This is a genomic window from Gemmatimonadota bacterium (assembly GCA_009838845.1).
Lineage (GTDB): Bacteria > Latescibacterota > UBA2968 > UBA2968 > UBA2968 > VXRD01.
The window spans coordinates 54,282-68,833 of sequence record VXRD01000029.1; the positions used below are offsets into that span (position 1 = coordinate 54,282).

Here is a 14,552-nt window from a genome sequence, read left to right on the forward strand (position 1 = left end):
GGAGAACCGCAATGGCTGAATCGAAAAGACCCAATATCGTATTTGTCTTCGCCGACGATTGGGGGTGGGGTGACTTGAGTTGCTACGGCCACCAGTTTGTAAAAACGCCAAATCTGGATCGGCTCGCTTCGCAGGGCATTCTCTTCTCACAATTCTATGTTTGCTCGGGTGTGTGCTCACCCAGCCGGGCAGCGGTCATGACGGGTCGATTTCCTGCCCACTGGGGCATACATGGCCATTTTGCCCGTCACGAGCAGAACGCCCTACGCGGCATGCCAGACTGGTTGGATCCCGATGCAACGACCATCACGGGTCTCCTGCAACAAAGTGGCTATGCTGTTGGCCACTTTGGCAAGTGGCACCTGGGAAGTGGCGAAGAAGCACCTAATACCACGGCTTATGGAATTGACGAATCCAAAACATTCAATGCGGTCGGACCCCCCATTGAGATTCCCGAAGGCAGATCTCAATCTACAGAGGTAATTATAGATGAAACCATATCCTTCATCGAAAGACATCAGGATGAGCCTTTCTTTGTTCAAGCGTGGTTGCTTGACACCCACGCCACTCTGGATCCTACAGAGGAGCAGATGGAACCCTATATGAATCTTACCGCTCAGGGCCTGGAAGACAAACACAAAGGTGCACTACGCATCTACTATTCTGTCGTTACCAACGCAGATTACCACATTGGACGGCTCATGGATCGGCTGGATCAACTGGGCCTTTCCGACAACACGATTGTCATCTTCTCAGCTGATAACGGCCCTGAGGATATCCACGTCCGAAATGCGTCACACAGTGGCGTCGGTTCTTCTGGTCCCTTTCGAGGTCGTAAAAGAAGCCTCTACGAAGGCGGTGTGCGAACCCCTTTCATTCTTCGGTGGCCAGGCAGTGGCGGACCAAAAGGCAAAGTTGACAACACGACGCCCTTATGTGCCGTAGATCTGTTGCCTACTTTTTGTTCCATCGCTGGCATAGACATTCCAGACAACATTGGTCTGCAGGGCGAGGATATGACAGCCGCCTTTCGAGGTAACTCGGTAGATCGCACGACGCCGTTGATGTGGGAGTGGCGATTTCGAGTTCACGGCCATTGCCTTCACAAAAGCCCGATCCTTTCAATCCGCGAGGGTGACTGGAAGCTGCTTCTCAACCCGGACAGAAGTCGTGTCGAGCTGTACAACATTCCTGCAGATCCGATGGAACTCGTCAATCACGCCAAATTTGAAGAGCCCCTGGTCAAGCAGATGTCAGAGCAGGTCATGGATTGGCAAGCCACACTGCCGGAAGGCCCCATCGATGATGATGCTGGATCCAACGCTTACCCGTGGCCCGGGACAATTTTCGAAAAATAAAATGACTGTAGAAACAAAGATTATCGACTAAAAAGCTCAAAGAGCGCATCAGGGGAGTCATTATGCAGTCACAAAACAAACCCAACATCATCGATCAGATGGGGGCGAAGTGGCTGGAAGCGGCCCTGAACGGCATCTGCGACCTGCCGAACCTGAAACGCCTCCAGAGCATGGGCGTAACCTTCACCAATGCATTTTCCAACAACCCGGTCTGCTGTCCGGCTCGGGCGGGCATTGCCACGGGACTCACCAGCCGAGGCCACGGTCTGCTCTCCAATGGCTACCGACTCAATCCCGACATCCCCACCTTTATGAAGACATTGCAGATGGCCGGGTGGCGAACCGGCGCGTTTGGCAAGATCCATTTCTATCCCTTTGACTCAGAATACTACCCGTACCCGGACTACACGGCTGGGATGTGGTACACAACACCGAAGACAACCGGACCGGCGAGTGGCACGACTGGATCGAAGTGGATCGCTGAGGATGCTGCCGCACTCAAGGAATGATCATTATGGCCACAAAACCAAATTTTCTCATCATTGTTACAGACGATCAGGGGTATGGAGATGCGGGTTGTTATTGGGATACAGAGGTCGATACACCAACGATGGATGCGATTGCAAAAAATGGGGTGCGTTTTACACAGTTGAGGGTCAATCCACTTTGTGCGCCAACGCGTGCATCTCTTTTTTCTGGGCAGTATTCTTTGGAATGCGGCATGTGGCGTGGCCCATCACTGCCGGGGCAGAAAACAGATACGTTGCCAAGGCGCATTCATGATGATGTAAAACTTTTACCCGAGTTTTTGAAGGAAGCAGGATATAAAACTGGCATGTTTGGCAAGTGGCATTTGGGATATGATGCACCCAATGTGCCCAATGAACGCGGTTTTGAAGAATTTGTCGGATTTTTGGGTGGTGCACACCCCTATTGGCCTTTTGATGGTAGTCGCCTTTTGCACAATGACCAGCCCATGGTGCATGAAGATCATTTGACGGATGTGTTTACTGGTTATGCGATTGACTTTATTCGGAAACATCGTGATAAGCCGTTTTTTTGTTATGTGCCTTACAATGCTGTGCATGGTCCCTTGTGGCGAGAACAGGCACCCAAAACATCGGGCAAAGCCGAGTGGTTAAAAAAGTATGAAGATCGCGGTATTGAGTTCCCCAAGCGCGACTATTGTGCGGTGCTGGATCATATGGATGATGGTGTGGGTAAAATCATGGCGACATTGCATGAGTTGGCTATCGTAGATAACACACTTGTCATCTACTTGAGCGATAATGGTGCAATGATTGATAAATTTCCAGGCAATAATGGCCCTTTACGCGGGCAAAAAGGAATGACATATGAAGGTGGAATCCGCGTGCCTGCGGTGATGCAGTGGCCGGGTGTTATTCCCAAAGGGATGGTATCTGATGCAGGTGCTGTGCATTTTGATTTGTTTGCCACTGTGCTGGATGCGGCTGGCATTGAGATTCCCAAAATGAATGGACAGCATCCAGTTCATGGAGTGAGTTTGCTTGCGCATTTGAGATCACATGGGCAAGAAGATTTGCCAGGGCGGTATGTGTTTTGGGATTTGTTTGGGAAAATGGGAGCGGTAAAAGACGATTGGAAACTGGTTGGTACAGGCCCTAATCATCGCGGGCAATTTGCCGAGGCTATTCCGGTTATTGAAGAATTGCAATTTGAATTGTACAAGCTCGATCAGGATATTGGCGAAGCCAATGATTTGGCCAGTCAATATCCTGATATTTATAACGATCTTAAAAGCCAACTCATTGACTGGTTTCAACGGGCGAAAGGATCGTGATGATGGGTGATAACAACAGCGGTTCCTACCCGAATATCGTGATCAGCCCTTTTACACATCCACAGAGACAGGATAAGAGATGAAAAGCATTAATGCCTGGGAACTGTACGCGACCTGGTCTAAGGAAGTCGATGGAGATCGAAAAACAGGTTATGATAAGGAGTGATTTTATGGGGCAGACGCTTTTTGTTTCATCTAAAGGTGACGATAGAAATTCTGGCACCGAAGAACAACCTCTTGCTACGCTAAAACGGGCGCAAGAGGTTGTTCGTGCATGCAAACAAAACGGGCCGATAACAGTGTGTTTGAGACAGGGAACTTACTATTTGAACGAGACGCTCATTTTTGGTGCAGAAGATTCTGGGACGAAAGATGCGCCCATTGTTTATCGGGCTTATGAGGACGAAGAGGTTGTTGTTAGTGGGGCAGAGTCTGTGAACTTGATTTGGGAAAACGCCGGAGATGGGCTGGTGAAGGCTAAGGTGCCTGAGGGCTTGGATTTTGATCAGCTTTTTATCAATGGTGAAAAGATGGTTCGCTGTCGCTATCCAAATGCTGATCCGCGAGATGGGTTTTTTGATGGCAGCATTCGATGGGTTTCGCCAGAGACCTCTCAAGATGCCATTGATTCGGCGCGCTTAAAAGGATATGCCAATCCGGTGGGTGCTTTTGTACACGGGATGATGTCGATGGGGTGGGGTACATTGCACTTTCGTATTTTGGAAAAAGATCCAGATGGGGTTTACACCTTTGAGTACGAGAAGGATCGGAAGGTAGAAGGTGGGTGGCAAAACAGTGGGCGAAGAACCAATCCGTATGATGTGTTGGCTGAAGGGCGGATGTTTATTGAAAACGTGTTTGAAGAATTGGACGCGCCTAAAGAATGGTTTTTAGATCGAGAAACTCATACACTGTATTTCAAGCCTGAAGAAGGACAGACTCTTGACGATGCCACAGTGGAAGCTGTGGTGCTGAGGCATTTGTTTGAGTTTCGAGGGTCGGAGGACAACCCCGTTTGTTATATCACTCTGGATGGGCTGACACTGACCCATACGTCTTACACGTTTATGGAAACGGATGTCATACCAAGTGGTGGAGATTGGAAGGTGTATCGGGGAGGCGCTGTTGTTTTTGAAGGCGCTGAATTGTGCACCGTTCAAAATTGCTCGTTTGAGCGCATAGGTGGGAATGGGGTTTTTATTCAAGATTATAGTCGGGACGTCACTGTGAGCGGGTGTCGGTTTGTAAAGACGGGTGCGAGTGCTGTTTTACTTGAGGGAAATAATTCTGCCGTGAGGTCGCGATGGGCACATTGGTGGGGGTGGCCTGAAGGTATGCGGGGTGAAACACCGATGGTAAATGGCAGGCCATTTGAGAATGAGAGTATGGCAAAGTTGCCGTCTGAAATGCTGGATGAAGGACAGGAGTTGGTCGATTTAGAAGCAGGGCCTCAGAACAATAATTATCCGGCCCGGTGTGTGATTCACGACAATTTGATGACGCAGTTGGGCAGTGTAGAGAAACAGATTGCCGGTGTGTTCATTTCTAAGGCCAAAGAGATTACAGTCAGTCATAATAGTATTTACGATGTGCCGCGTGCTGCGATCAATGTGAACGATGGATGTTGGGGTGGACATGTGATTGAATGGAACGATATTTTTGATACGTCAATGACCACGCGAGAACACGGAGCTTATAATTCGTGGGGACGGGATCGGTACTGGATGAAGCTAAAGGGCGAGGCAACACCTGAAGAATTCGCCCGCATGCGCACGATGGCGAAGCTGGATTGTGTCGATCCAATTGCTTTGCGCCACAATCGGATTCAATGTGCGCATGGATACGATATTGATTTAGACGATGGGTCTGGGCATTATCACATTTATGGCAATTTGTGCTTGCAAGGTGGTATCAAGTTGCGTGAAGGCTTTTTTCGAACTGTAGAGAACAATATTTCTACCTTATTCAGCCCACACGTTTGGTATCCCAATAGCGGCGATGTGGTTCGGCGAAATATTCTTGTTCGTCGAGAAGCTTATTCACCGCGTGGAATGGGAATGGCGGGTTGCCAGGGCGAAGATAATTTGGTGGATGAAAATCTGTTTGCGGTTTATGAGCCTCCGGAAGATCACAGGGCGTTGGGTCTGGACGTGCATTCGAAAACATGTGATCCAGGTTTTTACAATCCATCATCTGGAGATTATCGGGCGAAATTTGGATCTGAGGTCGGATTTGAAAATTTCCCTATGGATCAATTTGGTGTGCAAGATTCGAGGTTCAAATCTGACGTGCGCATCTGGTCTGGTCTGGGGCAAGCGTTTGATAAAAACGCTGAGTTTTGGGGCACCTATGTCAATGCTGATCTGTATGACTGGATGGGGGCGACCTTGCGTAGTCTGGTAAATTATGGTAGGGAATCTGCGGTGATTGGGGCTGTGGAATTAGAGCACAATGATGGTGTTTTGGTAATTGATGTTCCAGCAGAGTCAGAAGCCGCTCAGGTAGGGTTATTGGGCGATACTGTAATTTTGTCTGTGGACAATGCGAAGGTGAGAAATATTGAGGATTTGCAGCACATGCTATCCATAGGTGGTGGTGTTACAATTCAGTTTTTGGGCGACGAAGGTATGCGAGAGATATCTTTTATGCCGAACAATATTCCCGAGTTAAAAAAAGACTGAAGGACAAACATTTCAACTCGCCTACAAAACTGTTACACATCTACAGAGACTGGAAAGGAGTCAACCTATGCAACCAGTCCATCCAATGAGCGACGAGGAATTGGACGCACACGTAGCCGACCTGCAAGAAAACGGTTATGTCATCCTGCGGGAGCAAATCGCACCCGGGTATCTCGACCCTCTTCGGGATATCGCCCAGCGTGCTGCGGATGATTACATCGCCGAGTGGCGAGGGGGGATGAAGTTGCCAGAAGTGCGCATTCTCGATGGAAACGGGAAACGCAACTTCACAATCAATCCAAATGCCCGCATCTGTTATATGTGGGGCGAAGCGGCCATAGAGCTTCTCGACCACGATACCGTTCACGCGATCTGCGAACGTGCTATGGGTACTTACTATTTATTAGATCTCATTGCTAATACTGTGCGCTATCATCCGGATGCGCGGCAGGGACGCTTCCATCGCGACTTCAGACCCGGCCTCACGGAAGAAGGTATGCACAACGGTCTGTGGTTCTTTTTTATACTTGACGGCTATTCAGAGAAAAATGGCGGTACAAAAGTGATTCCGCGCACCCATTGCTTTAAAGCCGATGAACCCGAGATCATGGATCCCGAGCCGGATTCAGACAGCAACAAGATTCAGGCGACTGGCGATCCGGGTGATCTACTCATTGTAAACGCGGGGGGGCTACATTGCCCTGGCGTAAATCAGACGCCTGATCCCCGGCGCACCCTGAACATCCGCGTTGTTCCAAAAAGCGAGCGACTGTTCTGCAATGCCTGGGAATTGGCCGGGCCTGAACTGCAAGCGAAAGCCAGTGAAAGGGTTAAGCGTTTTATGCAGCCGCCCGCCGACCTTGTTGCCGAACTGCGAACCGACTGGCGCGTGACGCCTCGTCGGGAAAAATCATAAACGGAGGAATATCATGCAGTATAGAACGCTTGGGAAAACTGGGTGGAATGTAAGCGCTGTCTCCATGGGATGCTGGGGCATCGGCGGACAGTGGGGCCCGGTTGAAGAAAAACAGGCCCTCGACACCATCAACGCTGCCCTTGATGCGGGCGTTAATTTGTTTGATACCGCGGATGGCTACGGTTGTGGTCAGAGTGAAATCTACACAGGCAAAGCGCTGAAAAGCAAGCGATCTGAGGTCTATATCGCGACAAAGGTTGGCAACTGGGGACGCCGTCAGGGAGATCCTCTCGGGTACAAGACGATATACAGCATCATAAATTGTTGTCACGCAAGCCTTTACCGGCTCAATACAGACTATATCGATCTGTATCAGTGTCACATCGGAACCCCGGAACATCCCGAAATCTTTGTCGAAGCCTTTGAGTTGTTAAAGAAAGAGGGAAAGATCCGTCACTACGCGATATCCACCAACGATCTGGATTCGCTCAAAGCGCTCAACTCAGAGGGCGCATGCGCATCGTGTCAGATCAACTACTCACTCTTTAACCGGAGGCCTGAGAATGACATCCTCCCCCACTGTCTGGACAACAATATCGGGGTATTACTGCGAGGACCAATAGCTCAGGGTCTTTTGGCGGATAAATTTACCGCAGATACAAGGTTTGAAGACATGGTTCGAGATCACTGGAACCCAGGAGAAAGTCAACGCGATGATTTCCTCGCCAAACTCGACAAGGTTGCGGCACTGCGCGAGTTAGTACCCGAAGGCATGAACATGGTTGATTTCGCGCTCAGGTTCACCCTCGCCAATCCTGCCGTTACCTGCCCCATTCCCGGAATGAAGACACCCGAGCAGGCAAAACAGAACGCTGCCGCTGCCGATGGGGAACTCGATAAAGCCACCCTGGACAAGATAGACACGATCTGCCCGTCCGGAAAATCAGCATAGAGAAATCATTATGCAGTCACAAAACAAACCCAACGTCATCCTTTTCATGGTCGATCAGTTGTCGGCCAGGTGGCTCGAAGTGGCTCGGGACAGAGGAATCTGCGCCCTGCCGAACCTGGACTGGCTGCGTGAAAACGGCACGTTCTTTACCTGGACATTCTCCAGCAATCCAGTATGCTCACCTACCCGGGCAACGATTGCCACCGGGCTTTGTTCAAGAGCACACGGTCTGATCATGAACGGATACGCGCTCAACCCTGAGATTCCGACCTTTATGCAAGCGCTGCAAAAGAAAGGATGGCGGACTGGCGCTTTCGGAAAGCTGCACCTCAGGCCGCATCACGAAAGCCTCGTACACGACTACCACCCCTATGGTTTCGATGTCGTACACGGCACTGAGGATGACCGCGCCGGCGAGTGGCTCGACTGGGTCAAAGAGGCGCATCCTGAACATTATGAAGCGGCCCTTTCAACGGCCTGGCCCGCTGTTCCAGGTTACGCCGAATACGGTCCCGACGGCGTCGATCTGAGACCGGCCATACGCGCCGCTAAAGAGCGTCATCCACACCCCACCGAGGCGTGGCCCCAGAACTCTCCCAAAGCCTATACGCTGCCGTTTCCCGAGGAGGTATCGCAGTCATCGTGGATAACTGCAAGGGCGCTGGATTTCATCCGCGATACCGGTTCGGATCAGTCTTTCTTTGCCCATATCAGCTATGTAGCGCCCCACGGCCCGTTTTGTCCCCCAGCCGAATTCATGGACCGCGTCAACCCGGAGAAAATCCCTGCTCCTGTCCCGGCTGATTGGCTCAACGATCCGGATGCGCCCGAATACTTTCTGAAAATGGCGCGGGTATTGCACGGCGAGAGCGACGACCGACCATCCTGGATGAAAGATATGGCTGTTACACCCGGTTCGGATGGACAGCCCCCCTTGATACCGGATCTCAGCCACGAGCGTCATTGCTACTTTGCCGACATTACCCACCTGGACGAACAACTGGGTCGGGTCAGGAGGGCTTTGCAAGACGCCGGGCGTCTTGACAGCACGTACATCATTTTTGTGTCTGATCACGGTGAATTTCTCGGTGATCACGGCTTCTGGCAAAAACAGGAACGCCACTACGACGGCGGTATTCGGGTGCCACTGATCATTGCTGGTCCCGGCCTGCAGAAGAACGCCATATGCCAGGAAATCGTGCAACTGGAAGACATCTGCCCCACCATTCTCGAAATGACCGGCGTGCCCCTGCCTCACCTACGCTTTCGCCATTTTGGTGGCCGCCTGGACGACAGGGCGCCAGCAATTTCAGGAAGGTCATTAGTCGAGCTTTGTCGTGGAGAGGTGCCGGACGATTGGCGGGAGGAGGCGTATGTTGAATCTTTTCCATGCTTCGGTCCAGGGACTCTGGGAGCCTGGGCGCGCACCGTACGCACATCCAGATACCGATACACGTTTTATCCTGATGGACACGGCGAGCAGCTATTCGACCTCGAGACGGATCCACACGAGCAGAAGAATCTCATCAACGATCCGGAGCATGCCTCTTTACGCCGCGAGTTGAAAGATCGCCTGATGGAACAGATTATCCGTCAGGATTATCCCGTTTCTCCACGTGATCTGTTCTGGTTTGGTATTCATTAAAAAAATTTTACAAAAAAGTGACTTATCGATGAACCCAAACAACAAACCCAACATCATCTTCTTCATGGTCGATCAGATGGGGGCAAAGTGGTTGGAAGCGGCCCTGAACGGCATCTGTGACCTGCCGAACCTGAAACGTCTCCAGAGCATGGGCGTGACCTTCACCAATGCGTTTTCCAACAACCCGGTCTGCTGTCCGGCTCGGGCGGGCATTGCCACGGGACTCACCAGCCGCGGCCACGGTCTGCTCTCCAATGGCTACCGGCTCAATCCCGACATCCCCACCTTCATGAAGACATTGCAGATGGCCGGATGGCGAACCGGCGCGTTTGGTAAGATCCACTTCTATCCCTTTGACTCGGAATACTACCCATACCCGGACTACCGGGAATATGGCTGGGATGTGGTGCACAACACCGAGGACAACCGGACTGGCGAGTGGCACGACTGGATCGAAAAGGAGCATCCCGAACACTATGATGCAATCATGTCAACCCCGGCGAACTGGAATTCTCAGTTGCCTTATTACGATTCGTATGGCGAGCGGAAGGTCAACCTGACCGAAAGGATGCGCCGGGCAAAGAAGAAAATGGCATGGGCTAAACGCGATGACGGAGGGAACAAAACCCGAACCGAAGGCTACTACCCCCTGCCCTTCCCTGAAGAGATTTCTCAGACCAACTGGATTACGGAACAGGCCCTGAATTTCATCGATGAAACGCCCGCCGATCAACCTCTATACACCCACATCAGCTATGTGCAGCCCCACCCCCCGTTTCATCCACCTGCGCGATTCCTGGAGATGGTCAACGAGGATCTCATCCCCGACCCTGTCGGTTACGGCACGGACCACTGGAATGGACCTGACAGGATCCCCAACTGGCGCTACTACCGCAAGCTCTACTTCGCCGATTTTATCCACATCGACGAACAGATCGGCCGCATCCTGGAACGATTGGAACAGGTCGGCAGGATGGAGAATAGCTACTTCATCTTCGTCTCCGATCACGGCGAAATGCTCATGGACCACAATCTGGGTGGAAAATCCGCCAGACACTACGACGCCGTCATCCGCATCCCGCTGATTGTAGCCGGACCAGGCCTGAAGCAGGGTAGCACTTGCGACCTCTTCGTACAGCACGAGGACATCTGTCCTACCGTGTTGGATATGCACGAAACGCTTCTGGAACAGCACCCGAGGCCCCTGTCGCGGCGTGGAGTTGGCGATGGCCATCCGCTATGTGCCGGCCGTTCGCTGATGCCTCTGTGCAAGGGAAAGCGGGTTTCGGACTGGCGGCAGTCGGCATTCTCCGAGTCATTCGGCGGCCTGTGCGAGTCGCCCTTCCATGAAGGGATCATGAAGTTTCCCTGGAAAGAGACACTGCGAAACCGTGAGTTCCGCTACTCGATCACGCCGGGGCGCGATGACGGGGAAGAACTCTTCGATCTCACCAGAGATTCCAGCGAACTGGTCAACGTCGTGCATGATCCGGCGTATCAGCAGGCGCGTCAGCAACTGATGAAGGAAATGATGCACCGCGTCATGCTCCAGGAATTCCCGCTACCACCGCGTGACCTGGTGGTGATCGGAGCCCATTAGAAGTACAGATTCGCGCAACAAACCCATTGAAAACTAAATCACCAGGAGACTGAAAATGCGAGAAGATATCAAATCTCTCCAGGAACATCTTGACGAATTCAAAACAGTTGGATTTACACTTTTCCCAAAGATGCTGGACGATGTCTGGGTCAAAGCCATGCGGGATTCATTTGAAGAAATCGGTGATCGCATCCCCACTCCCGATGGCAGCCGGCCCCAGGTCTTTGTCGATGTGTTAGAACACAAACCCGATCTCATTCTCTCAGCCTTGTCAAATAAGCGCCTCCTGGACTTTGCTGAAATGATCGTCGGACCTCATGTCCAACTCGAATCCATCACATACCGGCGCACGGCACCACAGGACCCAAACACAAACCCGGTACTGGGTTTTCACCGGGACATGTTTGCCGAGTTTCCTCAAGAAGGCATCTACCATAGACCTTTACTCTTCAATGCCCTGAGCTATTTACAGGATCTCGATGATGAAATTGGCCCCCTGCGAATTATTCCAGGTTCTCACATGAAAGCCCTGACTTTAACACAAGAAGAAAGAAAGCAACCCCATCCCGACGAAGTGATCCTTTATCCCAAATCTGGAGATATCGCCGTATTTCACAATGCTATCGTACACTCGGGAACAGCCAATTACTCAAAGGAATACCGATACCTTTTCTTTTTAACGATGAATCACTCCTGGCTCAAACACAGAGCCAATTATTCTGGGCCGATTTCTGAGGCTGTCAAAGCGCGAGCGCGAGCGACTGGAGATCGTCGATTGCTGCGTCTATTGGGCGAAGATGCAAATGTATTTCGGCGAGCCAACAGTGGATTTATGCAACCAGATGAGCTGATGTGGGAACAGTGGAGTGCTGAAGACGCTGCTGACCTCAAAAATTAATCAAAGAAGGTTTTTATGAACACAACTCCAACCGTCTGCATTGCCGGTGTTAACGACGAACCCAGTCCATCGTGGGATCTGGACGAAGGTTTGGATGTGCTTGATGAACTTGGCATCAAATTTATTGAACTGCGTGCGGCCTATGGTGAAATGGTTGACCAGATGAATGACGACACGTTCGTCCGTGTCGCAGACCGTGTCAAAGAACGGGGTTTTACCGTCACCACTTATCTCGGTCAGGTGGGTCGCACAGTACCCGACGAAGCCAATCGCGCACAGGACATATCGCACATCACCCGCGCCGTTCAACGTGCCGACTACGTTGGCACAATCCAACTGCGCACGATGGGATATAAAAAAGGCGACGCAGGAACCGACTGGTTTGCAATCGCCATTGAAATGTACACCGCAATGACCGAAATAGCTGCCGCGGAAAATAAAATCCTTATACTCGAAAATCCACCCAATAAAACGTCCGCCGTCTGCACCGCCTCCGAATGTTTAAGAGCACTTCAAGCTGTTAATTCCCCGAATTTCCGACTCAACTTTGACCCCGGCAACTTTGGTGCACACGGCGAAGTTGGAATCGACATTTTTGAAAAATTGAAAAATTACATCACCAATGTCCACGTCAAAGACATTCGAGAACCTGGCGACACCAGCACCTACTGCATTGCTGGCGACGGAAAATGCGGATATCCCGAAATCTTCAAACGCCTTTGCCAAATGAACTACTCAGGCTGTATCACCGTAGAGCCGCACTTGCTTCATTCTCAGAAATTCCACGTCTCCGGCCGAGAGAACTACATTAAAGCCGCCAACCGAATCATACACCTTCTCGAAGAAGCCGGTTTTGCTGTGCAGAGAAGTTAATCACCCGTATGCTGCGACCAAACGACATAAAAAATGTAATCGTCTTCCTACTTGTCCTTTTTGCCGCTCCGGTTTGGTGTTTTGCCGATATCAAATTGGATAAGGACGGCAACTACGTCGAGTTTACTTATGCCACGATGTCCGATGGTGTAAAGATCGCTGTAGCTGTAGGGTACCCAAAAGGATTCGATCCGCAGGATCAGATTCAAAAGTGGCCGGCCATCCTGGAGATGAGCGGTTATCCTCAAGCGAGCCGGCCGGTATATAGAAGCGATCGCTACGGGGAGCGCTACATCACTGTGAGTGCGTCGCTGCGCGGGACTGGCGCTTCGGGTGGGGCGTTTGCCGCCTTTAGCGAACGCAATATCAAGGACGGATACGAGATTATCGAAAATTGGATCGTCAAGCAGCCCTGGTCAAACGGAAAAGTAGGGATCCATGGGCACTCCTGGTCGGGAATCACAGGATTTCTGACAATCCGCCTGCTGCCGGCGACCTGATGGGGATCTATGTACAGCCTAATAATTCCGATGAGTGATGAATCTTGCAAAGGAGAACGTATATGAGTCCGGCGAGCAGAGAATCCGTTCAGACCGCTGGAGCGACAACACCTGACCCGCCGAAGTCCACCACTGGAGCAGTCGAGATCCAGGGATTTGAGGAAGCGGTAACCGATACAGAGGCCGCAAAGAACTGGCAACCTGTTTCCGACCGAAAAATCCGGGTAGGCATCGCAGGCTACGGCGTCTGTAGTTTCGGCGCGAAATTCCATTTTCAGGACCACCCAAATGTGACAGTCGCTGCCGTTGCCGATCTGGATGCCGATAAGTGTGCCGAACTTTCAAAGTTATGCCGCTGCGAGACGACGTATTCCTCGTGTGAAGAGATGATCCATGACGATTCGCTCGAGGCCGTCTTTATTGCCACCGATGCGCCGAGCCACGCCCGGCGCCATCGAAGCGCTCAAGGCTGGCAAGCATGTCGCTTCGGCTGTCCCGGCTGTGTTTGGATCCCTGGAGGATGCCGATGCGCTCTTTGAGACCGTCAAGACGACAGGTCGCAAGTATATGATGTTTGAAACGTCCTATTTTCATCATGACCTCTATTGCATGCGGGAGATGTACAGGGCCGGAGACCTGGGTAAGGTTATCTACGCCGAAGGCGAATACTGGCACTACTTTGGCACGCCGCTATCTGCGCATAGGGGGTGGCGAACGGGCTTGCCCCCGCAGTGGTATCCCACACATTCGAATGCTTACTATGTGGGGGTGACCGGTGGCAGCTTCACCGAGGTTTCATGCATGGGCATACCAAGCTCAATCGATCACCTGAAGCCAGAGAACAATGAATTTCAAAACCCGTTTGGAACTGAAATCGCCCTGTTTCGCACCAGCGAAGGCGGCATGGCCCGCATGGCGGTCAGTTGGGATACGCCGGGGCAGGGTGGGGAAAGAGGCCGGATACGCACGCAAAAGGGGACCTATTACGGCGAGTTTCGAAGTGGCCAGAAGGATCAGGTGCCGCCAGCCATCACTCGTCCACCGCTTCCTCCAGGGGTCGGTGCCGGTGGCCATGGAGGTTCCCACGGTTATCTGATGAGCGAGTTCGTCGAGGCGATTCTGCTGGATCGCGACCCCCTTATAGACATTGCTCAATCCCTGAATATGACGGTCGGCGGCATCGTCGCCCACGAGTCGGCACTTAAGAACGGTGAATTGATGAAGATCCCGCAATACGTTCTGTAAATCAAGGAGGAAGGAGATCATTCTGACCAACAAAAAAATACCACAACTCAGAATGATTATTC

Annotated in this window: 13 protein-coding genes; all 13 read left to right on the forward strand. The window is 51.5% G+C overall.

Annotated elements, in window-relative coordinates; translation table 11 throughout:
• Positions 1-11 precede the first annotated feature (11 nt).
• The 13 genes from F4Y39_04570 to F4Y39_04630 all read left to right on the forward strand — a co-directional run bounded on the left by F4Y39_04570 (position 12) and on the right by F4Y39_04630 (position 14,490).
• Positions 12-1,358, forward strand: coding sequence for a sulfatase-like hydrolase/transferase (locus F4Y39_04570; GenBank protein MYC12982.1), 1,347 nt, complete (start codon positions 12-14; stop codon positions 1,356-1,358).
• A gap of 62 nt (positions 1,359-1,420) precedes the next feature.
• A complete protein-coding gene (locus tag F4Y39_04575; protein ID MYC12983.1) occupies positions 1,421-1,867 on the forward strand; it encodes a sulfatase-like hydrolase/transferase in 447 nt (148 codons plus the stop codon).
• Positions 1,864-3,180: a sulfatase-like hydrolase/transferase gene (locus F4Y39_04580; protein ID MYC12984.1), complete on the forward strand. Its 1,317-nt coding sequence runs from the start codon at positions 1,864-1,866 to the stop codon at positions 3,178-3,180. The genes F4Y39_04575 and F4Y39_04580 overlap by 4 nt, the downstream gene beginning before the upstream one ends.
• Positions 3,181-3,350: 170 nt before the next feature.
• A complete protein-coding gene (locus F4Y39_04585) occupies positions 3,351-5,861 on the forward strand; it encodes a PDZ domain-containing protein (GenBank protein MYC12985.1) in 2,511 nt (836 codons plus the stop codon).
• A gap of 67 nt (positions 5,862-5,928) precedes the next feature.
• Positions 5,929-6,777 (forward strand): hypothetical protein, encoded by an 849-nt coding sequence (locus F4Y39_04590; GenBank protein MYC12986.1) that lies wholly within the window; start codon positions 5,929-5,931, stop codon positions 6,775-6,777.
• Between the two features lie 13 nt (positions 6,778-6,790).
• Positions 6,791-7,729: an aldo/keto reductase gene (locus tag F4Y39_04595; GenBank protein MYC12987.1), complete on the forward strand. Its 939-nt coding sequence runs from the start codon at positions 6,791-6,793 to the stop codon at positions 7,727-7,729.
• 10 nt (positions 7,730-7,739) lie between these two features.
• Entirely contained in the window at positions 7,740-9,374 is a 1,635-nt protein-coding gene (locus tag F4Y39_04600) for a sulfatase-like hydrolase/transferase (GenBank protein MYC12988.1), read from the forward strand.
• A gap of 28 nt (positions 9,375-9,402) precedes the next feature.
• Positions 9,403-10,974 carry a sulfatase-like hydrolase/transferase gene (locus F4Y39_04605; GenBank protein MYC12989.1) on the forward strand — a complete coding sequence of 524 codons (1,572 nt, stop codon included), beginning with the start codon at positions 9,403-9,405 and terminating at the stop codon, positions 10,972-10,974.
• 55 nt (positions 10,975-11,029) lie between these two features.
• Positions 11,030-11,872, forward strand: a complete 843-nt coding sequence (locus tag F4Y39_04610; GenBank protein MYC12990.1) for a phytanoyl-CoA dioxygenase family protein — start codon at positions 11,030-11,032, stop codon at positions 11,870-11,872.
• Between the two features lie 15 nt (positions 11,873-11,887).
• Positions 11,888-12,745, forward strand: coding sequence for a sugar phosphate isomerase/epimerase (locus F4Y39_04615; protein MYC12991.1), 858 nt, complete (start codon positions 11,888-11,890; stop codon positions 12,743-12,745).
• 8 nt (positions 12,746-12,753) lie between these two features.
• Complete coding sequence (locus tag F4Y39_04620; GenBank protein ID MYC12992.1) at positions 12,754-13,245, forward strand: CocE/NonD family hydrolase; 492 nt, start codon at positions 12,754-12,756, stop codon at positions 13,243-13,245.
• 62 nt (positions 13,246-13,307) lie between these two features.
• Positions 13,308-13,784: a hypothetical protein gene (locus F4Y39_04625; GenBank protein MYC12993.1), complete on the forward strand. Its 477-nt coding sequence runs from the start codon at positions 13,308-13,310 to the stop codon at positions 13,782-13,784.
• Positions 13,747-14,490 (forward strand): hypothetical protein, encoded by a 744-nt coding sequence (locus F4Y39_04630; protein ID MYC12994.1) that lies wholly within the window; start codon positions 13,747-13,749, stop codon positions 14,488-14,490. The genes F4Y39_04625 and F4Y39_04630 overlap by 38 nt, the downstream gene beginning before the upstream one ends.
• Positions 14,491-14,552: the final 62 nt, after the last annotated feature.